This is a genomic window from Ventosimonas gracilis (assembly GCF_001580025.1).
Classification (GTDB): Bacteria; Pseudomonadota; Gammaproteobacteria; order Pseudomonadales; family Pseudomonadaceae; genus Ventosimonas; species Ventosimonas gracilis.
The window spans coordinates 32618-53989 of record NZ_LSZO01000217.1; the positions used below are offsets into that span (position 1 = coordinate 32618).

General features: G+C 52.4%; 22 protein-coding genes. 11 read left to right on the plus strand and 11 right to left on the minus strand.

Features of this window, described 5'->3' with window-relative positions; genetic code table 11:
* Positions 1 to 15: 15 nt before the first annotated feature.
* From AXE65_RS12490 to murI, 7 genes are all read left to right on the plus strand, one after another.
* The gene (locus AXE65_RS12490) at positions 16 to 294 is read left to right on the plus strand and encodes a BrnT family toxin (RefSeq protein ID WP_068393103.1); all 279 of its coding nucleotides are present in this window, start codon (positions 16 to 18) and stop codon (positions 292 to 294) included.
* Positions 269 to 577 carry a BrnA antitoxin family protein gene (locus tag AXE65_RS12495; protein WP_068393106.1) on the plus strand — a complete coding sequence of 103 codons (309 nt, stop codon included), beginning with the start codon at positions 269 to 271 and terminating at the stop codon, positions 575 to 577. Before AXE65_RS12490 ends, AXE65_RS12495 begins: the two co-directional genes overlap by 26 nt.
* Positions 578 to 932: 355 nt before the next feature.
* Positions 933 to 2195: a glutamyl-tRNA reductase gene (gene hemA, locus AXE65_RS12500; RefSeq protein ID WP_068393109.1), complete on the plus strand. Its 1263-nt coding sequence runs from the start codon at positions 933 to 935 to the stop codon at positions 2193 to 2195.
* Complete coding sequence (prfA, locus tag AXE65_RS12505) at positions 2192 to 3277, plus strand: peptide chain release factor 1 (protein ID WP_068393112.1); 1086 nt, start codon at positions 2192 to 2194, stop codon at positions 3275 to 3277. The genes hemA and prfA overlap by 4 nt, the downstream gene beginning before the upstream one ends.
* Positions 3274 to 4098 carry a peptide chain release factor N(5)-glutamine methyltransferase gene (gene prmC / locus AXE65_RS12510; RefSeq protein ID WP_068393115.1) on the plus strand — a complete coding sequence of 275 codons (825 nt, stop codon included), beginning with the start codon at positions 3274 to 3276 and terminating at the stop codon, positions 4096 to 4098. Before prfA ends, prmC begins: the two co-directional genes overlap by 4 nt.
* Positions 4099 to 4112: 14 nt before the next feature.
* Positions 4113 to 4871, plus strand: a complete 759-nt coding sequence (locus AXE65_RS12515) for a HesA/MoeB/ThiF family protein (RefSeq protein ID WP_068393118.1) — start codon at positions 4113 to 4115, stop codon at positions 4869 to 4871.
* Entirely contained in the window at positions 4861 to 5664 is an 804-nt protein-coding gene (murI, locus tag AXE65_RS12520; RefSeq protein WP_068393121.1) for a glutamate racemase, read from the plus strand. The genes AXE65_RS12515 and murI overlap by 11 nt, the downstream gene beginning before the upstream one ends.
* 35 nt (positions 5665 to 5699) lie before the next feature.
* Here murI and AXE65_RS12525 read toward each other — a convergent pair whose 3' ends face one another.
* The 11 genes from AXE65_RS12525 to AXE65_RS12575 form a co-directional block, all read right to left on the minus strand.
* Positions 5700 to 6734: a proline racemase family protein gene (locus tag AXE65_RS12525; protein WP_068393124.1), complete on the minus strand. Its 1035-nt coding sequence runs from the start codon at positions 6732 to 6734 to the stop codon at positions 5700 to 5702.
* 42 nt (positions 6735 to 6776) lie between these two features.
* Complete coding sequence (locus AXE65_RS12530) at positions 6777 to 7805, minus strand: proline racemase family protein (RefSeq protein WP_068393127.1); 1029 nt, start codon at positions 7803 to 7805, stop codon at positions 6777 to 6779.
* Positions 7806 to 7860: 55 nt separating this feature from the next.
* The gene (locus AXE65_RS12535; RefSeq protein WP_068393130.1) at positions 7861 to 9339 is read right to left on the minus strand and encodes an aldehyde dehydrogenase family protein; all 1479 of its coding nucleotides are present in this window, start codon (positions 9337 to 9339) and stop codon (positions 7861 to 7863) included.
* A 19-nt stretch (positions 9340 to 9358) separates the two neighbouring features.
* On the minus strand, positions 9359 to 10609 hold the full coding sequence (locus AXE65_RS12540; protein ID WP_068393133.1) for an NAD(P)/FAD-dependent oxidoreductase: 1251 nt from the start codon (positions 10607 to 10609) through the stop codon (positions 9359 to 9361).
* A complete protein-coding gene (locus AXE65_RS12545) occupies positions 10606 to 11628 on the minus strand; it encodes a 4-hydroxyproline epimerase (protein ID WP_068393136.1) in 1023 nt (340 codons plus the stop codon). The genes AXE65_RS12540 and AXE65_RS12545 overlap by 4 nt, the downstream gene beginning before the upstream one ends.
* A gap of 68 nt (positions 11629 to 11696) precedes the next feature.
* Positions 11697 to 12575, minus strand: coding sequence for a dihydrodipicolinate synthase family protein (locus AXE65_RS12550; RefSeq protein ID WP_068393139.1), 879 nt, complete (start codon positions 12573 to 12575; stop codon positions 11697 to 11699).
* Between the two features lie 20 nt (positions 12576 to 12595).
* Positions 12596 to 13264 carry an amino acid ABC transporter permease gene (locus AXE65_RS12555; RefSeq protein ID WP_239685101.1) on the minus strand — a complete coding sequence of 223 codons (669 nt, stop codon included), beginning with the start codon at positions 13262 to 13264 and terminating at the stop codon, positions 12596 to 12598.
* A gap of 5 nt (positions 13265 to 13269) precedes the next feature.
* A complete protein-coding gene (locus AXE65_RS12560) occupies positions 13270 to 13944 on the minus strand; it encodes an amino acid ABC transporter permease (RefSeq protein WP_068393142.1) in 675 nt (224 codons plus the stop codon).
* A gap of 11 nt (positions 13945 to 13955) precedes the next feature.
* Complete coding sequence (locus tag AXE65_RS12565; RefSeq protein ID WP_239685102.1) at positions 13956 to 14654, minus strand: amino acid ABC transporter ATP-binding protein; 699 nt, start codon at positions 14652 to 14654, stop codon at positions 13956 to 13958.
* Positions 14655 to 14849: 195 nt separating this feature from the next.
* Positions 14850 to 15686 carry a transporter substrate-binding domain-containing protein gene (locus AXE65_RS12570; RefSeq protein ID WP_068393145.1) on the minus strand — a complete coding sequence of 279 codons (837 nt, stop codon included), beginning with the start codon at positions 15684 to 15686 and terminating at the stop codon, positions 14850 to 14852.
* 57 nt (positions 15687 to 15743) lie between these two features.
* A complete protein-coding gene (locus AXE65_RS12575) occupies positions 15744 to 16559 on the minus strand; it encodes a substrate-binding periplasmic protein (protein WP_068393148.1) in 816 nt (271 codons plus the stop codon).
* Between the two features lie 527 nt (positions 16560 to 17086).
* Between AXE65_RS12575 and mnmG the strand changes: the two genes are divergently transcribed.
* From mnmG to AXE65_RS12595, 4 genes are read left to right on the plus strand one after another with little or no spacing between them, the layout of a single operon-like run.
* On the plus strand, positions 17087 to 18955 hold the full coding sequence (mnmG, locus tag AXE65_RS12580; RefSeq protein WP_068393239.1) for a tRNA uridine-5-carboxymethylaminomethyl(34) synthesis enzyme MnmG: 1869 nt from the start codon (positions 17087 to 17089) through the stop codon (positions 18953 to 18955).
* 16 nt (positions 18956 to 18971) lie between these two features.
* Positions 18972 to 19607 (plus strand): 16S rRNA (guanine(527)-N(7))-methyltransferase RsmG, encoded by a 636-nt coding sequence (rsmG, locus tag AXE65_RS12585; protein WP_068393151.1) that lies wholly within the window; start codon positions 18972 to 18974, stop codon positions 19605 to 19607.
* A gap of 33 nt (positions 19608 to 19640) precedes the next feature.
* Positions 19641 to 20429 carry a ParA family protein gene (locus AXE65_RS12590; RefSeq protein ID WP_068393154.1) on the plus strand — a complete coding sequence of 263 codons (789 nt, stop codon included), beginning with the start codon at positions 19641 to 19643 and terminating at the stop codon, positions 20427 to 20429.
* Positions 20430 to 20438: 9 nt separating this feature from the next.
* Positions 20439 to 21305, plus strand: coding sequence for a ParB/RepB/Spo0J family partition protein (locus tag AXE65_RS12595; protein ID WP_068393157.1), 867 nt, complete (start codon positions 20439 to 20441; stop codon positions 21303 to 21305).
* Positions 21306 to 21372: the final 67 nt, after the last annotated feature.

Here is a 21372-nt window from a genome sequence, read left to right on the forward strand (position 1 = left end):
CGGTACAATATCGCTATGAAAATCGAATTTGACCCCACCAAAGATGCGATTAACCGCGACAAGCACGGGATTTCGCTAGGCGAAGCTACCCGCATCGATTGGGATAACGCCGTGACTTGGCCGGACCTTCGTTTCGATTACGGCGAAGACCGTATGCGTGGTTTGGGCTACATCGGGGAGCGTCTGTACCATGTCGCGTTCGTTGACCGCGGACAGGTACGGCGCGTGATCAGTTTTCGCAAAGCCAACACGAGGGAGCTCAACGACTATGTACGTTACTTTGAAAAACGGTAAACGCTTGCGTATGCCAACGCCAGAAGAAGACGCCGCCATTACGGCGGCTGCCATGAGTGATCCAGACGCGCGCCCGCTAACCGACGAAGAATGGGAAGCGGCCAGACCATTTATGCGTATCGGCGCGCGCCCGGTCGGCAGGCCAAAGGTGGAAACACCGAAACCCAAAGTGACGATGCGTCTTTCGCCCGATGTGCTGGCGGCGCTACGCGCCACGGGGCGAGGCTGGCAAACACGTATTGACGCGTTGCTACGTGAGGCGATCGAGCAGGGGCGGATTTGAGCGGTCATGCGCCGTGATACAGCCACTTTTTGAGCCTTTATCATCACCAGCGGATAGCGTAGATAAAGGACGAGGCGGCCAGTAAGACCATGCTGATGCCGATGCAATACCTTTAAAAACGGCGAAAACCTGCCTTTTAATTCCACGCCTTCTTCTCTTTGCATGTGGCTCCCCTTTTCTTTAAAGCCCCGCCTGCCAGTAGCAAGCGAGGCTTTTTCACGGGCAGCATGCCGCTCACTCGCTTAGGTGATGTAAAAAGCAGGCTCTGTGCTGCGACAACGCAAAACTTGTTATACCGCGACTGTTCGTAGGACAATTGCTTTTTTCTACGCCTTGACTTTATCGCCTGCTCGCAATGGCTCTGCTCGCCCTTGGTATCAACCACCAGACCGCGCCGCTGGAAATCCGCGAACGCGCGTCCTTTGCGCCTGATCAATTAACCACTGCGTTGCAGGCGCTGTGCCAGCAAACGCAAAGCCGCGAGGCGGCGATTTTGTCCACCTGCAACCGCAGCGAACTCTATCTGGAGCAGGAGCATCCCGCCGCCGAGCGCGTTTTGGCTTGGCTTGCCCGCTGGCACAAGCTCAATCTGGAACGGCTGCGCGCCTGCACCTACGTGCACGCGGAAGACTCGGCCGTGCGCCATATGATGCGCGTGGCGGCGGGGTTAGATTCAATGGTGCTGGGCGAGCCGCAGATTTTGGGGCAGATGAAAACCGCCTTTAGCGTGGCGCGTGAAGCCGGCACCGTCGGCCCGCTGCTGAACCGCCTGTTTCAGGCCACTTTTAGCACGGCTAAGCAAGTGCGCACCGATACCGCTATTGGTGAAAACCCGGTTTCCGTCGCCTTTGCGGCAGTCAGCTTGGCGCGGCAGATTTTTAGCGATTTAAGCCGCTCGCAAGCGCTGCTGATCGGCGCGGGGGAAACCATCTCGCTGGTCGCCCGCCACTTGCGCGATTTGGGCATTGCTAAATTGGTGGTCGCCAACCGCACGGCAGAGCGCGCCAATGCGCTGGCCGAACAGTTTGCCGCTAAAGCCGTGCTGCTTTCGGATATTCCGGCAGAACTGGTGCACAGCGATATTGTGATCAGCTCCACCGCCAGCCCGTTGCCGATTTTGGGCAAAGGTGCGGTGGAAGCGGCGCTGAAAAAGCGCAAACACAAGCCGATTTTTATGGTCGATATTGCCGTCCCACGGGATATTGAGCCGCAAATCGGCGAACTGGCCGACGTTTATCTGTACACGGTGGATGACTTGCAGCAAGTCATCCAAGACAACATTAAAAGCCGCCAATCCGCCGCGCTCGCTGCGGAAGAGTTGGTGCTGTGCGGCACCAGCGCCTTTATGCAGCAATTGCGCGAACGCGCCGCCGCCAGCGCGCTGCGCGACTACCGGGCGCAGGCCGAACGCTTGCGTGATGAAGAACTTGGCAAAGCCAGCCGCCTGCTGGCCGCCGGACAATCGCCGGATGCCGTGCTGGCGCAGCTTGCGCGAACGCTTACCAATAAATTGCTGCACGCGCCAACCGTGCAATTGAAGCGTTTTTCTGCCGAAGGACGCGCTGACGCGCTGGCGATCGCCCAAGAAATGTTAATGATAAAAGAGACCTCGCAATGAAGCCTTCGCTACTGGCCCGATTGGAAGGCTTGACCGAGCGTTTTGAAGAACTCACGGCATTATTGGGTGATGCGGATATTATCCAGGACCAGCCACGTTTTCGCGCCTTTTCCAAGGAATACGCCGATATTGAGCCGATTATCGCCGCATTTTCTGCGCTTAACCAGGCCAAAACACAGCTTGAAGAAGCCAAAGCGCTGCAACATGACAGCGACCCTTCCATGCGCGAACTGGCCGAAGAAGAAGCGCAGGCCGCGCAAATCGCTATCGGCGAACATCAAGCCCATCTGGAACGCCTGCTGCTGCCCAAAGACCCGTCCGACGCGCGCAATGTGTTTTTGGAAATCCGCGCCGGAACCGGTGGCGACGAGGCGGCGATTTTTTCCGGAGACCTGCTGCGCATGTACCTGCGCTACGCGGAAAAACAAGGCTGGCGCATGGAAATTTTATCCGCCAGTGAAGGTGAGCACGGCGGCTACAAAGAAGTCATCAGCCGTATCGAAGGCAGCGAGGTTTACGCCTTTTTAAAATTTGAATCCGGTGCCCACCGCGTGCAGCGCGTGCCGCAGACCGAATCGCAAGGGCGCATTCACACGTCCGCTTGCACGGTTGCCGTGCTGCCTGAACCGGACGAACAGCAGGCGATTGAAATCAATCCGGCGGATTTGCGTATCGATACCTTTCGTGCCTCCGGCGCGGGCGGGCAGCACATCAACAAGACCGATTCGGCCATCCGCATTACCCATCTGCCGACCGGCATGGTGGTTGAATGCCAAGAGGAGCGCTCGCAGCACAAAAACCGCGCCCGCGCCTTGGCCTGGCTGGCCGCGCGTTTGCAGGACGAACAAGACCGCGCCGCACAGCAAAAAATCGCAGAAACCCGCAAACTGTTAGTCGGCAGCGGCGACCGCTCGCAGCGCATCCGCACCTACAACTACCCGCAAGGGCGCGTTACCGACCATCGTATCAATCTCACCTTGTACAGCCTCGATGAAGTGCTCGCAGGCGGCGTAGACGCGCTGATCGAACCGCTGCGTCTGGAATATCAAGCAGAACTTCTGGCCGCGCTGGGGGACGATTGAACACAACGCCCGCAGCTCTGCTGAACTGCGCCGAGCTGCCGGATTCGCCCAGTGCCAGGCTTGATGCCGAGCTGCTTCTATGTGCCGCCTTGGGTAAGCCGCGCAGCTATCTATACGCTTGGCCGGACAAGCCGTTAAGTCCGCGGCAAATGGAAACCTTTGCGGGTTTTCTGGCAAGGCGCAGAGCGGGCGAGCCCATCGCCTATATCTTGGGCAAGCAGGGCTTTTACAGTCTGGATCTATCGGTCAATCAGCACTGTTTAATTCCCCGTGCCGACACCGAAACCTTGGTCGAAGCCGCGCTGCAACGCCTGCCCGATACGCCCGCCAGACTTTTGGATTTAGGCACAGGCAGCGGCGCGATTGCTTTGGCGCTCGCCCGCGCCCGGCCAAGCTGGCAACTGCTTGGCGTGGATAAACAAGCAGAAGCTGTAGACCTTGCCGAGCAGAACCGCAAGCAACTTCATCTCAGCAACGTGCAATTTGTGCAAAGCGACTGGTTTGCCGCCGTACGCGGCCTGCGTTTTACCGCCATCCTCAGCAACCCGCCCTATATCGCCGAAAACGACCAACACCTTGACGAGCTGCGCTTTGAACCGCGCAGCGCACTGGTTGCAGGCAAAGACGGATTTGACGATTTGCGTCATATCATCGGCCAGGCGCCGGGTTATCTGGAAGCTAATGGCCTGTTATTGCTCGAACACGGCTGGCAACAGGCCGAAGCCGTCAGAGCATTACTGGCGACGGCAGGCTTTAGCCAAATCGAAAGCCTGCGCGACTTAGGCGGCAATTGGCGCGTTAGCTTGGGCAGGTTGGAGTAGGAGAGGGCTGTCCCTTGCTAAGCGATAACGAACTGCTGCGCTACAGCAGGCAGCTTTTATTGCCCGAGCTGGATGCTGCCGGACAGCTCAAACTCAAACAAAGCCGCGTGCTGATAGCGGGGCTTGGCGGGCTGGGTTCACCGGTTGCGCTTTACCTCGCGGCGGCAGGCGTGGGTGAAATCCACCTGTGCGATTTTGACTGTATCGAGCTTTCCAACCTCGCGCGGCAGATTTTGTATGACAGCGCCGCCATTGGCCAACACAAAACCGAAGCTGCCGTGGCAAGGCTTGCGCGACTTAATCCCGGCATCAAACTGCATCCCCACAGGGTTCAGTTGGATAACGACAATCTAAAAGAGCGGATTCACGCGGTGGATCTGGTGCTGGACTGTACCGATAACTTCGCCGTGCGCGAGGCGATTAACAGCGCTTGTGTGGCCGCTCGCAAACCGCTGATTAGCGGCGCGGCGATCGGCCTTAACGGCCAGCTTGCGCTGTTTGATTTACGAAAAGCCGAAAGCCCCTGTTATCACTGCCTGTACGGCAGCGGCGAAGATGAGGCCATAGGCTGTAATGAAGCGGGCGTATTAGGGCCGCTGCTTGGCGTCATCGGTAGCCTGCAAGCGCTCGAAGCGCTTAAGTTATTGGCGGGATTGGGAGAGCCTTTCGCGGGGCGCTTGCTATTGTTCGATGCGCTCACCGGCCGCTTTCGTGAACTTAAGGTGGCGCGTGACGCGCTCTGCTTGGTTTGTGGCAGGCCGCATGCCCACTGATGCCCCCATTGGCGTGTTTGATTCCGGTATCGGCGGGCTTTCCGTGTTGCTGGAAATCCGTCGTCTGCTGCCTGCCGAACCGCTGTGCTATGTCGCCGACAGTGCGCATATCCCCTACGGCGAAAAATCTCAAGACTTTATCCGCGCCCGCAGCGAGCAGATCGCCGCCTTTTTGCTGGCACAAGGCGCAAAAGCGCTGGTGCTCGCCTGCAATACCGCCACCGCCGCCGCTGTTGGTGCGCTGCGTGAACGTTACCCCAGCATTCCCATCGTCGGCATGGAACCCGCGTTAAAGCCCGCCGCCGCCGTTACGCAAAGCGGTGTGATAGGGGTGCTTGCGACCAGCGGCACACTGGGAAGCGCCAAATTTGCCGCTTTGCGCGAGCGTTTTGCAGGCAATCTGCGCGTATTAACGCAGCCTTGCCCGGGGCTGGTTGAGCGCATCGAAGCGGGCGATTTGGCCAGCATTAAGCTACGCCAGCAACTGATTGACTGGACAGCGCCACTGCTTGCGGCCGGTTGCGACACGCTGATATTGGGCTGCACCCATTACCCGTTTATCAAGCCGCTGCTGGCCGAACTGCTGCCCGCCCAGGTGCGCCTGATCGACAGCGGCGCCGCCGTCGCCAAAAGGTTGCGCCAACTGCTCGATGAACGAAAGTGGCTCAGTCCCCACCATCAGCCGCCATCAGCCGCGTTTTACAGCAGCGCTGAACCTGCTCATCTGGCCACCCATCTGCCAAGACTGTGGGGGCAACCGGCAACCGTGCAGGCATTGCCGGAAAATCCGTAATGCGGATATAAATCCAGACGCAAACCGACCTGTACTTAGCAACTACGCTGCCAAACATCCGTTAAGGTAAAACCTTGTTGATAGGGGTCAGTCGGTTCCATGCCCATTTGATACAAGCCGGTAATCCAGGCCTGTCCAGCCACGGCGGGAATAACCGCCGGATATGGACCGACTTGGCTGACCTGTTCAATGGTTCCATAAAAGCGGTTGCTGATAATGGATTCATGGATTAGCGTTTCACCTACCTGCATTTCACCGCGTGCATGCAACAAGGCAAGACGCGCAGAAGTACCAGTGCCGCAAGGCGAACGGTCGCAGCGACCCGGGGAAACGACCACTGCATTTTTGGAAATAAGCTGCCCGCCTTCACGGCGCAACGGGCCTGTTAATGAATAGTTGGTAATACCGGGAATATCGGGATTGATCGGGTGTTTAACGGCAAGTTGCTCAGCCGCTGCCCGTTTAATTTTCTCGCCGGTTTCGCAAATTTCGCGTGCTTCAGAGGGATCAATGGCAAAACCCAAGTCTTTAGCTTCCACCATTACAAAAGTCATGCCGCCGTAAACAATATCTACCCGTACCGTACCGATACCTGCTACTTCAACCGGTTTATCGCGGTGATAAACAAAAGCCGGTTGATTGATAAAACGTACTTGGGTGACTTTGCCGTTTTTGCATTCGCAGCGCACGCGGATTAAACCAGCGGGGGATTCCAGTACCAAGTGGGTTAGCGGTTCGCTCATCGGTAATATACCGGTTTCCAATAATACCGTGGCGACACACATGGTATTGGAGCCAGACATAGCAGGATATTCGGTGCTTTCTAAAATCACATAGCCCATATCCGCTTCAGGATGGTTCGATGGCAGGATAATATTGGCGTTATGCCAAGGGGCACCGCGTGGTTCAAAGAGTAGCATTTTACGAATGTCGTCTTTATGGGTTTCCAAATAAACCCGTTTATCAAACATCGTCTCACCCGGTATATAGCCCACTCCGCCCGTTATTACCTGTCCGCTTTCACCTTCGGCGTGGCAATCGACTACGTTAAGTACTTTATTAAAGCGCATGGTTTTCTCCTTGTTGCTGTTGTGATTATTTTAAAAATCGGTTTAAACAGTAGCCCCTTCGCCCCAAGTGTCACTGAGGATATGTCCTGCTGCCAACGGGTCATTGGGATCTACCCCCAATTGCGAGAAGCCATAAACAAATCCGCGCCCACTAACACGCGGCAAGACGGCGGTTTGCCCAGCAAGTTCCGTTCGCCCACGCAGATAAACAGTAAATTCGCCGCCAATAATGGAGCGGGAGGTTAAACAGTCGCCAACTTCCACCAGCCCACGCGCGGCGAGTGCCGCCAAATGCGCGCTGCTGCCAGTACCGCAAGGGGAACGGTCACAGCGCCCGGGCGCAAGTGTTGTGCAGGTTTGCCAAGTCCTGTCATCCACTTGTTGGCGAAACATCACATAAGCCAGTTGATTAAGCGCTGGCTGTTCGGGGTGATTAAGGGTTATTTGATGGCTGATTTGTTCGCGTAATCTCACGCCCGCTTCGGCGAGTTTTCGCGCATTATGCGGTTCAATAGTCAGATTTAATTGATCGACATCCATTAACGCATACCAGCAGCCACCAAAAGCAATATCGGCTTTAATGCGGCCAAAGTCTTGCGTTTCTACTTCAAGATCCATCGCGCTTGCAAAAGAAGGCGGCATATCCAACGATACCTCAAGACAGCGCCCGTCCTGGCATTTGGCCACAGCCGTTACCAAACCGGCCGGGGTTTCTAAAACAACAGTGGTTTGCGGTTCAGTCATCGGCAAAATACCGAGCTCCAATAAAGCGGTAGTCACACAGATGGCATTGCTGCCAGACATGGGGTGTGCCCGGTCGGCTTGTAATATAATAAACGCCGCATCGGCTTCTTTCGTTGTTGGTGGCAATAATAGATTAACCGACATTTGTAGACAGCCGCGCGGTTCCAAACAAACAAAGCGACGCAAACTGTCATCGACCTGATTGATATGGTTCATTTTATCCAGCATGGTTTTACCGGGGATATTGAGCACTCCAGCGGTAATGACTTTGCCAATTTCACCTTCACAGTGCACATCGACCAATTGCAAGGTTTTCTTCCAGCGCATCGTTCATTTCCTTAAAATATTAACCCCGGCCTTCTTTTGCAAGCCGGGGTTTTAATTACTTGATATACCAACCCCAAGGTTCATCGCTGTTGTAGCGGGTAATTTGTTTCGTTTCCAGATAATTATTCAGTCCCCATTCGCCAAGTTCGCGGCCAATACCGGATTGTTTATAACCGCCCCAAGGTGCTTCGGTAAAGGTCGGCTGTGAACAGTTAATCCAGACAATACCGGCACGCAGTGCTCTGGCAACCCGCTCGCAGCGCATGCTGTCTTTGGACATGACCGCCGCGCCCAAACCAAAGCGTGAATGATTGGCCGACTGCACGGCTTCTTCTTCGCTATCAAAGGGACGAATAGCCACTACCGGGCCAAAGATTTCTTCATTCCAGATAAAGCTGTCTTCAGGGACATCGGCAAAAACCGTAGGTTCAACAAAATAACCTTTATCAAACCCTGCCGGACGTTTGCCGCCGCAAACCAAACGAGCATTTTGTTGTTTGCCTTTTTCAATGGCGGCGAGTACCTTGTCATATTGGCTTTTATTAACAATCGGGCCTAATAAAGTGTCTTCTTGTATGCCGTTGCCAATGGTAATTTTTGCCGCTTGCTGCGCAATACACGCCAACAGCTTTTCATAAAGCGGGCGCTCCACCAATACGCGGGAAGTCGCCGAACACACTTGACCCTGGTTAAAGAAAATACCAAACATGACCCACTCCACCGCCTGTTCAATATCGCTGTCAGCAAATACGATAAAGGGCGATTTTCCGCCTAACTCCAGACTGATATTTTTAATATCGCGGGCAGCCGCGGCCATAATGCGACTACCGGTAGGCACGCTGCCGGTAAAGGCGAGTTTATCTACATCTGGATGTTCAGCAAGCGGCGCACCGGCGTCTTTGCCAAGGCCCGTTAGCACATTTAAAACCCCCGCGGGCAGTCCTGCCATATCTGCAATTTCGGCCAGTTTTAATGCCGTTAATGGAGTTAGTTCAGAAGGCTTAAGCACCATGCAGCAACCCGCCGCCAGTGCCGGAGCGACTTTCCAGGCGGCCATTAACAGCGGGTAGTTCCACGGAATAATGGCACCGGCTACGCCTATGGGTTCTTTGCGGATTTTCGTTTTAAAACGCGTATCGCCAAGCGAAAGCGGATATTCTTGATTGCTGTCCAATTTTTCTGCAAGGTCTGCATAAAAATCAAAGCAACCGGCGCTGTCATCCATATCCGCCAAGGCTTCGGTTAATGGCTTGCCGTTATCTTTTACTTCCAGCTCGGCCAATGGTTTTCTTTGCGCCCTGATGCCGTCTGCAATCTTGCGAAGAAACACCGCACGCTCAGCGCCGCTGGTTTTCGGCCAATGACCTTTATCAAAAGCACTGCGCGCCGCTTTAACGGCGGTGTCAATATCTTCACTACTGGCGGCGGCTACTTGGCAGATCAGTGTTTCATCGGCCGGGTTAATCGTTTCAAAAGTACCGCCTTTAATAGGGGCGACCCATTGGCCGTTAATGTAGAGTTTGTTGCTATTCATTGGAGCGTCTCCTTACCGGTTAAAAGCGCGTTGCGCGAAATGGGGTTAAATCCTGTGAAGGGGTTTTAGCCAGGGCAAGTTCTGCAATCAATCGACCGGTGGTTGCACCTAGAGCGAGACCCAACTGGCCGTGACCAAAAGCCAAAAGCACATTATCAAGGCGCGGACTCTTATCAATAATGGGTTTGGTATCGGGTAGAAAAGGCCGCCAGCCCACGCCAAACTCTACCGGCTCGGTATTTAATTGCGGCAGCAGTTTTTTGGCTTTATCCAATATAATTTGTGCCCGGTTAAAGTTGGGCTGTGCATTATTGCCAGCAAATTCAATGGTGCCGCCAATTTGCAGGCCACGTGTCATCGGAGTAAAACAAAAACCACCGTCTGCATAAATGATGGAATGGCGAATTTCTACTTGTGGATCAGGCAAAACCGCCTGATAACCACCAATAGCGGCAAGGGGTACTTTATTGATGCCTAATTGGCGGAAAAACGCTTTTGAACCATTACCGGCCGCCAATACCAAAGTATCGGCAGGCAGTTGTTCGCCGCTGGCCAGTAAAACCGCGCTGGCTTTACCATTTTTTTCTTCCAATGCATTCACTTTGCCCAATATCCGTTTACCGCCCTTGGCGATAAAACTGGTCGTAAGCGCCGCAATAAATCCTTCAGTATCGGCAACCGCTCGCCATTCCGGCAGCAATACAGCGTATTTGAGTTTGCCGGCTAAAGCCGGTTCCAATTCGGCAATGGCCGTTTCATTTAATTCTTCTACTTTAAACCCCAACTCTTTACGAAGTGCAAAAAAAGCGCGCTCATGTATCAGGTCTTTTTCTTGACCAAACAATTCAATGACCGGACGTTCGCCGAGCAGCTTTTTATCTTCGCAAGCATCCAGCAAAGGCGCGTAATCGTCATAAATATGATGGGTAAGGCTCGCCAGTGCTTTGGCGATTTCACGGATGCGGTGTTGTCGTGCACAAGCAATAAAACGTAAAAACCAAGGCAATATCGCAGGTAATACTTTTGGCCGAAGTGCCAACGGTCCTGTTTGGTCAAGCAGCCAGCCGGGGATTTTCTTTAATATGCCGGGCTTTGAAAGCGGAATCACTTCACTGACGGCAATCTGCCCGCAGCTCCATTTGGCGGTGGAATCACCGGGTTCTGCCGGGTCAATCAAGGTGACTTGCCAATTTTCCCGCTGTAAATATAAAGCGCAGCAAATACCGACAATGCCGCCGCCAATCACAATAGCTTGTTGTGCGTCGCTCATATATTTTCCTTTTGTGCGGAAAAGTCATTCAGGCTAAAGCCATTCCAATAAGGCTCAGTTTTATTAACCCAAATGGTGTTTTCACCGGTAATAAAGGCTCGACCCTCTACACTGGGTAGAACCGCTTGCGTGCCGTCCGCTAAAACCGTTACTTCTTCTACCCTGCCAATAAAATAACTGCCGATCAGGCTTTCATGTTTAAACGGTTCGTGTTTTTTCAGTAACCCTTTAAAAAAACGTTGTGCTACCCGTGCCGAGGTTCCGGTACCACAGGGTGAACGGTCGATTAGCTCACTTCCAGCAATGACTACCGAGCGCCCATCAGCATCGCTGGGCTTGCCTGCCCACATGCAGTGTTTAACACCGGTAATACCGGGATTTTCTGGATGGACGATGGAAAATTCATGATTGACTTGTTGTTGTAACTGCCAGCCATAATCGAGCAATTGTGCCGGGGTAAAGTGCTCACAGCCTGGGTAATGGGCTTGTGGCTCAATAATCGGATAAAAATTACCGCCATAGGCAATATCAAAGATCAATTCGCCCAGCGGTTTAAAATCCATACGCAAACCCCTTGCCAATAAAAAACTGGGGACATTGGTAAAGCGTACCGAGTGAATTTTATGGCCTTGCTTTTGATAACTTGCCGTGACTTGTCCAGCCGGGACATCAACCGTTACTTGGCCTTCTTGTTTGGGTTTAATTAAGCCTTGTTCCAGCGCAAAGGTAATGGAGCCAATGGTGGCATGACCGCACATCGGCAAGCAGCCGGAGGTTTCGGCAAAAATAAGGGCAAAATCGGACGTTTCAGTTAATGGTGGATAAAACAAGGTGCCGGACATATGCGCATGGCCGCGCGGTTCGAGCATAAGTGCACGGCGAATCCAGTCGTATTCGGCGATAAAGTGCTCGCGCCGTTCACTCATGGTTTTGCCATAAAGTTCCGGTGCGCCTGCGATGACCATACGTACTGGCATGCCTTCGGTATGACCTTCGATAGTTTTAAATAGGTGTTGCATAGTTCACCTTTGCTCCCTCTCCCATAAAAGGGAGAGGGGAAAATATCGACCATTGGCGACAATATCGTTTATTGAGCGAGTTCAAATACCTTGCGGAACTCGGTCTTTTCTTCATCCGTTAATGGCAGAAGTGGTGCACGCGCAGGACCTGATTTAAAACCGGCCAGTTCTGTGCCGTATTTAACTTTTTGTACAAACTTGCCACTTTCAAGGTTTGCCATAACCGGGAAGAGTTTGCGCATTACCGCTTGTGCACCGCGAATATCGCCGCTACTGAACTTGTTATAAAGTTCATTGGCCTGCGGACCGAAAGCATTGGCCGGGCCGCAAATCCAACTGGTCGCACCCCAGAGTAAAAAGTCCAGCGCCTGGTCATCACTGCCGCAAGACAATTGAATTTTGCCTGAGTATTTTTCGCCAATTTCAATGGCACGCAACAGTTCGCCACTGCTTTCTTTAATGGCGATCACTTGCGGATGGTCTTTAAAGGCTTCAACAATCTCCATACCCACTGCGGTATTGGTGCGTACCGGATAGTTGTACAGGGTTAAGGTGATTTGCGGGAAGGCGGCAAGAATAGCCTTATAGTGAGAAAGTAATTCGGCCTGTGAAGGCAGGCAATAATAAGGCGCGGCAATCAGTAGATTGTTATAACCGCAATCAACGGCTTGCTGCACTTGTTCAATCACTTCACGGGTGCTCGAACCGTTCGCGCCTGCCATCAACATACCGCGCTCACCGACCACCTCTTTGGCGGTTTTCATCACCTGGCGGCGTTCTTCGTTGGACAGTGCGTAGTATTCGCCAGTTGAACCCAATACCACAAAACCGCTTGCGCCGATTTTAAGATGGTATTCGAGCAGGTCGGCAAAGACTTCATGGTTTACCGAGCCGTTATCGTGCATCGGGGTAATAATGGCCGGGATAATGCCTTTAAGTTGTAACATGCTAGTCTCCATTGACGGGGTTAATAGGCAAAGCGCCTAAGCAGGCGGGCTTCAATCAGCCCGACAAGACGGGTTAGCGGGAAAGCCACTAAAAAGTAAATCGCGGCAACGGCGGATAAAAACTCCACCGGCCTTGCGGTGCTGTTGGAAATGTTTTGCCCGACAAACATTAAATCGGCTATGCCTACCGAGGAAATCAAGGCGCTTTCCTTAAACAGGCTGACGATATTGGAAAGCAACGGCGGAATGGCGCGCAGCAGCGCTTGCGGAAAAATCACATATTGGGTTTGAATGCGCAGTCCCAAACCCAATGCGGTGCAGGCATCGTATTGTTCACTGTTGATGGATTTGAGCGCACCACGAAAAGTTTCGCAGGTAATGGCGGACATAAACAAGGTCAGTGAAATCACCACAGAAAGATAAGGCGGGATATTGATGCCAAATACCACCGGCAGGCAGAAAAATATCCAAAAGATCTGTATCAGTAATGGTGTACCACGAAAAAACTCGACAAATAAAGTGGTTGGCAAGCGCACAAAAAACCAGCGGGAATTACGCAATAATGAAAGCATAAAACCACACAGACTACCGATAAGCGCACAACTTGCAGTAAAGGCAAGCGTTACCCCAAGCCCTTTAAGCAATACCAGCCAAAAGGGCAATACGGCGGAAAAATCAAAACTGATCATGCTGATTAACTCCTGCCGGTGGCGGCATCCTGTTTGCGCTCGATGTATTGCACCAGTTGGGCAATAGGCAGTGACAGGGCGAAATAAATCAATGCGACCACGCTGTAAGTTTCCAGCGGGCGATAAGCATCGGTGGCGAGCATTTTGGCGACGTACATTAAATCGCCGACGGCGACAATGGCGACCAGTGCGGTTTGCTGCAAGCCGCCTATGGCATTGGTCATCAATACTGGCGTTGCGTTGCGCAGTGCTTGCGGCAGTATGACAAACAAGGTGCGCTGCCAAGCTTTTAAACCCAGCGCCGTACAGGCATCCAGGTGTTCGCGCGGTATGGCCTGAACACCGGCGCGATAAGCTTCGGAATTAAACGCGGTCATATTTAATCCGAGCGCTAAAAAGCCCATCATGATCGGATCAATAAAGACATTAAACAGCATCGGCACGCAGTAGAAAAACCAGACGACCTGCAATAACACCGGTGTGCAACGGAACAGTTCAATAAACATCTGCGCCGGAAAGCGGATAAAAAACCAGCGGCTTAACGTCATCAAACAAAGAACAAAACCGCAAACAAGACCAATCAGATTGGAAACCACGGCGAGCTTTAAGGTGACTTGCAATCCTTCCCACAGCATGGGCAGGCTGCCGCTTAAAAAATGAAAATCAAACTGATAATTCATGGTCGCGCCCGTTAATTAAAGTGGATGACCTTTTCCAGAAACTCGCGTGTGCGCGTTTCTTTGGGTTGTTTGAAAAGCTGTTCGGGCGGGCCTTGTTCAATAATTTTGCCGTCGGCGCAGAACACTACGCGAGTGGCAATGTGTTTGGCAAAATGCATATCGTGGGTGACGATAATCATCGCCATATGTTGTTCAGCCAGTTGCAGCATGACGTTTTGCACTTCAATGACCATTTCCGGGTCGAGTGCCGATGTGACTTCATCAAATAGCATTAAACGCGGTTCGAGCATTAAGGCACGGGCAATGGCGACACGCTGTTTTTGTCCACCGGAAAGTTGACTGGGATAGCTGTTGATTTTTTCTTCCATGCCTAAACGTGCTAAAAAGTGGCGGGCTTTTTCGGTCGCCTGTTGTTTGGACAGGCCATGCACTTTGCAGGGTGCCAAAATCATATTGCCGAGTACGGATAAATGCGGAAACAAGGTGTAGTGCTGAAAAACCATGCCGATTTGTTGTTGCAAATGGGCATCCAGCGGTTTGCCTTTATGTTCTGCGGCTCTTATATAGGTTTGTCCTTGAAAACAAATGGTGCCGCCTTGAATGCTTTCCAAGCCCATCAATACGCGCAGCAAGGAGCTTTTACCGCTGCCACTGGGCCCGATAATCACCAAGCGGTCATCGGCGCGCATATCCAAATCCATCTTATCCATCACCACCAATTGATTGCCGTAGGTTTTATAAACACCGCGCAAACTGATAAAGCTTTGTTCACCGGTGATTTCAGTGTCTGTTTGCTTTGCGGGTTGTACTTCGCTTTGCTTTTTAACCGATTTTATATTGGCGTTCATGGTGTTTTCCCTTGACTAAAGCCGCTTTTTCAAGCGGCTTTATGGATTGCGCAATGTTTACTTCGCAGCTTTTGCAACCTCGGCAAAAGCTTGATCCATCCAGCGCGCAATATCGCCATTGTCGATACGATGGGTGATATAAATATCCAGCACGGCCAAGTCAGCCGGAGAAATATTCCGTGGCAATCCGAAGCCAATGCCTTGTTTTGCAATCGCAGGGTTCGGGTAGATTTCCCTGACCCAATCATTGGCAAGGGCAAATAAATGATTGGTTGAGGCTTCATCGGACAATATATCCGCGCGTTTGGACATCAGCGCAAGCCGTGTTTCATCCATGCCGGGCAGGCGCATGATATTGGCCTTTTTCATAACCTCGGTGGTGGCTTTATCACCTACAGCGCCCGACATCACGGCAATATTAATGCCGGCTTTGTCATAATCGGCCACAGCGGTTGTGCTATCTTTAAACTTTGGATTATCTTTATGCACCAGGAAATTAACCTGATAATCCACCGCCGCTTTGGAAAAAGCCACCGCCAAGGCGCGTTCTGGAGTGGGATTAAGCGCCATCGCCATATCCCATTTATTGCCTTGCAATCCGGCAACAATGGCATCCCAGGTGGTATCGACAAATTCAACTTTAACTTTGAGTACCTTTTCACCAAAGTCACGGCATAGCTCAGAAAATATGCCGCTGTATTCATTGGTCAGCGGGTTTTTCATCACATAGGGTGCAGCCACTGCCGCTCCGCAACGTAATACGCCGGCTTTTTGTACGTTTTGCCAGACATTGGCATCGGCGGCCTGCGCCGTGCCTTGCAGCAGCAAGGCGACACTGGCAGTTATTATGGAAAAAGCATTTAGCTGTTTTTTCACTTGTTTAATCAGATGCATGGTATTTCTCCTTATATTTAAGCCAACATGGCCGGACTTGTTATTTAAATAGTTAGATTATTGGGTTGCCGCTACCGCCTGCTGCACGGATTCTTCCACCATCCGTTCAAAGTCTCCGGCATCTTTACGTCTGCGCAGATAAATATTGAGGGTAGCGAGATCAGCCGCAGACATCTCGCGGGAAAGCCCAAAAGCCACGTAGCCTTTTTCCAGTGCCGGATTTAAAGGTACTTGCTGGTACCCGGGATTAGTGGCCAGTGTGGTCAGTTGCTCAATGCTGTCACCCGCCCATATATCCACACGGCGGCTCATCAGGCCAAGACGCACCTCATCAATAGCGGGCAACAGTTGCACGGTCGCTTGTTTGATGATCGGTTTAAGCGCTGCGGCATGCGTGCTGCCCGCCTGTGTGCCGATGACCACGCCGACTTTGTCATAATCCATGATGGTATTGCCCGCAGTGGCAAACTTGGGATTGTTTTTGTACATGACAAAAGCCGTTTCCGAGGACACCACCGGATCAGAAAACGCCACCACCAAGGAGCGTGCAGGCGTTGGGTTAAGTGCCAGTGCCATATCCCATTTATTGCTTTGCAGGCCCGCCACCAAGTTATCCCAGGTGGCATCGACAAATTCGACTTTCACGTTAAGCACCTGCTCGCCGAAATCGCGGCATAGGTCTGCATGAATACCGCTGTACTGCCCACTTTTCGGGTCGCGCATCACATAAACCGGTGCAGGTGCCGCCCCGCAGCGCAATACGCCTTTCTTTTGAATGGTGCTCCATGAACTTTCTGCTTGAGCCGGGGCTTGCAGCAGCAGTGCGCTGGCGGCAGCGAAAGCGACAAGGGCGATTTTGGCTGGCTGGAACATATCAGACTCTCCTTGAGTTTTTGTTGGATTACTTGAGGACAAGCTTCAGCGTCATGCTTTATGTGTGCAATGCTGCATTCAGCAAACTCCACAATATAGACCTTGCAAATTCTTTGTCAATAGCCTGGTGAGGATTTTGCTGATTTTTAAAGAACAACCCGCCTGCGGCTCGCTTAAGCCCTGTGCAAAACCCCTCGCAAACCCTGCCGATAAGCCTGTGCAGAGCCTTCGGCAAAACCTGCCTGTGCATAACCTGCCTGGTTATACACAGTATTTTCTTCGCTTATCCTTAAGCTAAAGCCTTTCCATCCGCAGACTTATCCTGCTCGGCAAGGTCTGGCAGGTTCTGCCTTGGCAAGAGTTATCCACAGAAAAAAGCCTCACTAGTAAAAAAAACAACAAAGAGCTTTATATAAAGACTTTTCTATTATTTTGATGTGGCAAGGTTTAAGTTCTAAAGACTCAGCTTTCTGAAAAAGACCAGGCGCTCTATACTTTCAGGCTTATTTTTTAGCTTTGAGGTGCGCTTGGACTATCCACAGCGTTTTGATGTGATTGTGGTCGGCGGCGGCCATGCGGGAACGGAAGCGGCCCTTGCAGCCGCACGGATGGGTGCGAGGGCGCTGCTGCTGACGCACAATCTGGAAACCTTGGGGCAAATGAGCTGCAACCCATCCATCGGCGGCATCGGCAAAAGTCATCTGGTACGCGAGGTGGATGCCTTGGGCGGGGTGATGGCGTGCGCGACGGATGTCAGTGGCATTCAATTTCGTGTACTTAACAGTCGCAAAGGCCCTGCGGTTCGCGCCACTCGTGCGCAAGCAGACCGCCTGCTGTACAAAGCCGCCGTGCGGCAAACGCTGGAAAATCAACCCAACCTGTATTTATTCCAACAAAGCTGTGATGACCTGGTGCTCGAAGGCGATAAGGTCAAAGGCGTGGTCACGCAAATGGGCTTGCGTTTTTATGCACCCACTGTAGTGCTCACCAGCGGCACCTTTTTGGGCGGATTGCTGCATATTGGTCTACAAAAACAAGCCGGTGGCAGAGCGGGAGATGCGCCTTCCATTGCGCTGGCAGACAAACTGCGCGAATTGCCGCTACGTGTAGCAAGGCTTAAAACCGGAACGCCCCCACGGATTGACGGGCGCACGGTGGATTTTTCCAAAATGAAGGAACAATTCGGCGATACCCCGCTGCCGGTCATGTCCTTCTTGGGCAAGGCGGAACAACATCCCGCGCAACGCTGCTGCTGGATTACTCAAACCAACCCGCAAACCCACGAGATTATCGCCGCCAATCTTGACCGCTCGCCGATGTACTCTGGCGTGATTGAAGGTATCGGCCCGCGTTATTGCCCATCAATTGAAGATAAAATCCATCGTTTTGCCGGTAAAGACAGTCATCAGATTTTTATTGAGCCAGAAGGTTTAACCACACACGAGCTATATCCCAACGGTATTTCCACCTCACTGCCTTTTGATGTGCAATTAGCCGTTGTTCGCTCAATTGCCGGACTGGAACAAGCGCATATCTTGCGCCCGGGTTATGCCATTGAGTACGACTTTTTTGACCCGCGTGACTTAAAAAGTTCGCTGGAAACTAAACACATCGGCGGATTGTTCTTTGCCGGACAAATCAACGGCACCACCGGCTATGAAGAAGCCGCCGCGCAAGGCTTATTAGCCGGATGTAATGCCGCGCTGCAAGTGCAAGATAAAGAACCTTGGTGCCCAAGACGCGATCAAGCCTATTTAGGGGTATTGGTGGATGATTTATTAACTCAAGGCGCGCCCGAACCTTATCGCATGTTTACTTCACGCGCCGAATACCGTTTACAGTTGCGCGAAGATAATGCCGATTTACGGCTAACCGAAATAGGCCGTCACTTAGGTTTAGTGGATGATCAGCGCTGGGCGGCTTTTTGCAGAAAACGCGAGGCGATTGAACAAGAACAGCAGCGTTTAAAAGCCACCTGGGTTCAGCCCAACAGCACCGAGGCGCAGCGCTTTGCCAAGCAGTTTGGCAGCACACTGACCCATGAATATAATCTAAATGCTTTACTGGCAAGACCGGAAGTTACTTACTGCAAGCTGCTAGAGGCTTGTGAATTACTGCCAGCAGAAGCTGCAGTGGCGCAGCAAGTGGAAACACAAATTAAATACCAAGGTTATTTAACTCGCCAGCAAGAAGAGATTGAACGGCTTAAAAATGCTGAACAAATCAAGCTGCCGGATGCGTTGGATTATTCACAAATAGGTGGATTATCCAAAGAAATCCAGCTAAAACTCGCCGCCACTCGTCCACAAACCTTAGGACAAGCAGGGCGTATTGCAGGGGTTACGCCAGCCGCTTTGTCGCTTTTATTAATTTATCTAAAAAATACCAAGAGCTAGCTAAAGTGGTACAAGGATGAGCGGGTTATTGGCTGAACTTAAGCAAGGTTTAAATGCATTAAATCTTGAAATAAGCGCTTTGCAACAGCAAAAGTTGCTGGATTATCTGGCCTTGTTGGTTAAATGGAATAAGGCTTATAACTTAACAGCAGTACGTGATCCAAACGAAATGGTTTCCCGCCATTTGCTGGATAGTTTAAGTATTGCCCCTTGGATTAAACCCATCATCGGGCGCTTTTTGGACGTGGGCAGTGGCGGCGGATTGCCGGGCGTACCGCTGGCTATTGTCTTTCCTGAAAAAAACTGGACACTGGTCGATAGTATCGGCAAAAAGGTGCGCTTTCTAATCCAGGTTAAACTGCAATTAAACTTGGATAATCTGCAAGCCGTACAAACGCGGATTGAGCAGTTGCAGACCGATACACCCTTTAACGGTATTGTTTCAAGGGCCTTTAGTGAAGTGGCCGACTTTGCCGAAAAAACCCGCCATTTGGGCGACAGCCAAACCCATTGGCTGGCCATGAAAGGCGCGGCAATGGCTGAAGAATTACAGCAACTGCCGAAGGATTTTCACTGCGCGGCAAACCACTTAGTTAAAGTTCCCGGTTGCCAAGCACGGCGTCATCTGTTGATATTGCGCCGCACTGCTTAATTTTTAATCCATCTTCAATCAAGAGCCGCGCCTATGGCCAAAGTGTTTGCGATAGCCAATCAAAAAGGCGGAGTGGGTAAAACCACCACCTGCATCAATCTGGCCGCCTCGCTGGCCGAAACGCGCCGCCATGTGCTACTGATAGACCTCGACCCGCAAGGCAACGCCACCACCGGCAGCGGTATCGACAAACTGGCGCTTAGCCACTCCATCCACGAAGTCTTGACCGGCGAATGTGACCTGATCGAAGCCATGCAGTTTTGCGAACAGGGCGGCTATCAACTGCTGCCGGCTAATCGCAATTTAACCGCCGCCGAGGTTAGCCTGCTGCAAATGTCCGGCAAAGAGGCCAGGTTGCGCAAGGCGCTCGAACCGGTGCGCGAGAATTACGATTACATCCTGATTGACTGCCCGCCCTCGCTATCCATGCTCACCATTAACGCGCTGGTCGCCGCCGACGGGGTGATTATCCCGATGCAGTGCGAGTATTACGCACTCGAAGGCTTGACCGATTTAATGGCCTCGATTGAGCGAATCGGTGCGCGGTTTAATCCAGCGCTTAAAATTGAAGGATTACTGCGCACCATGGTTGACACGCGCATCAGCCTGACCCAAGACGTGAGTGAGCAGCTTAAACAACATTTTGCCGAGCGCCTTTACAACACCGTAATTCCGCGCAATGTGCGCCTTGCAGAAGCGCCGAGTTTTGGTCTTCCGGCGCTGGCTTACGACAAAACATCACGAGGCGCACAGGCTTATCTGGCGCTAGCCGGAGAAATCGCCCGTCGGCAGCGTAAAGCGCAGCAAAGCGGCACAAATTAAGAGGACGTTATGGCGGTAAAAAAAAGAGGACTGGGGCGCGGCTTGGATGCCCTGCTGGGCGGCGGCAGCGAGCTGTTGCAAGAGCAAGCCAGCAATGCCGGTCGCGACGAATTACAGCATCTGCCGCTGGACCTGATTTCGCGTGGCAAATACCAGCCGCGCCGTGATATGGACCCAGCAATGCTGGAAGAACTCGCCAATTCCATCAAAGCGCAAGGCGTTATGCAGCCTGTGGTGGTGCGTCCGATAGGTCAAGGTCGCTATGAACTGATAGCCGGTGAGAGGCGCTGGCGAGCCAGTAGCCAAGCAGGTCTAAGCAAAATCCCCGCCTTGATACGCGAAGTCCCCGATGAAACCGCCATCGCCCTGGCGCTGATTGAAAATATCCAGCGCGAAGACCTAAATCCGATCGAAGAAGCGCTCGCCCTGCAACGGCTGCAACAGGAATTTGAACTCACCCAACAGCAAGTCGCCGAAGCGGTCGGTAAATCACGCGCCAGCGTCGCCAACTTACTGCGACTGATCAGTCTGCCGGAAGAAGTGAAAACCCTGCTTGCGCATGGCGACCTGGAAATGGGGCACGCCCGCGCCTTATTGGGATTACCCGAAGAACGCCAAAGCGAAGGCGCACGCAGGGTAGTCGCCGATTCGCTTAATGTGCGGCAAACCGAAGCCTTGGTCAGACTTTGGCTGGCCGCTAAACCTCAAAGCAAGCCGCTACCAATAGACCCGGACATCAGCCGTCTGGAAAGACGCTTGGCCGAAAAACTAGGCGCTGCCGTGCATATCAAACACAGCGCCAAAGGCCGCGGGCAACTGGTTATCCGCTACGACTCGCTCGACGCGTTGCAAGGCGTGCTGGCACATATCCAATAAGCGCTTTTAGCGGTTGAACCGGCATTGCACAGCCTTTATACTCTGCCGCGCTTTTGTCCAAGAAAGC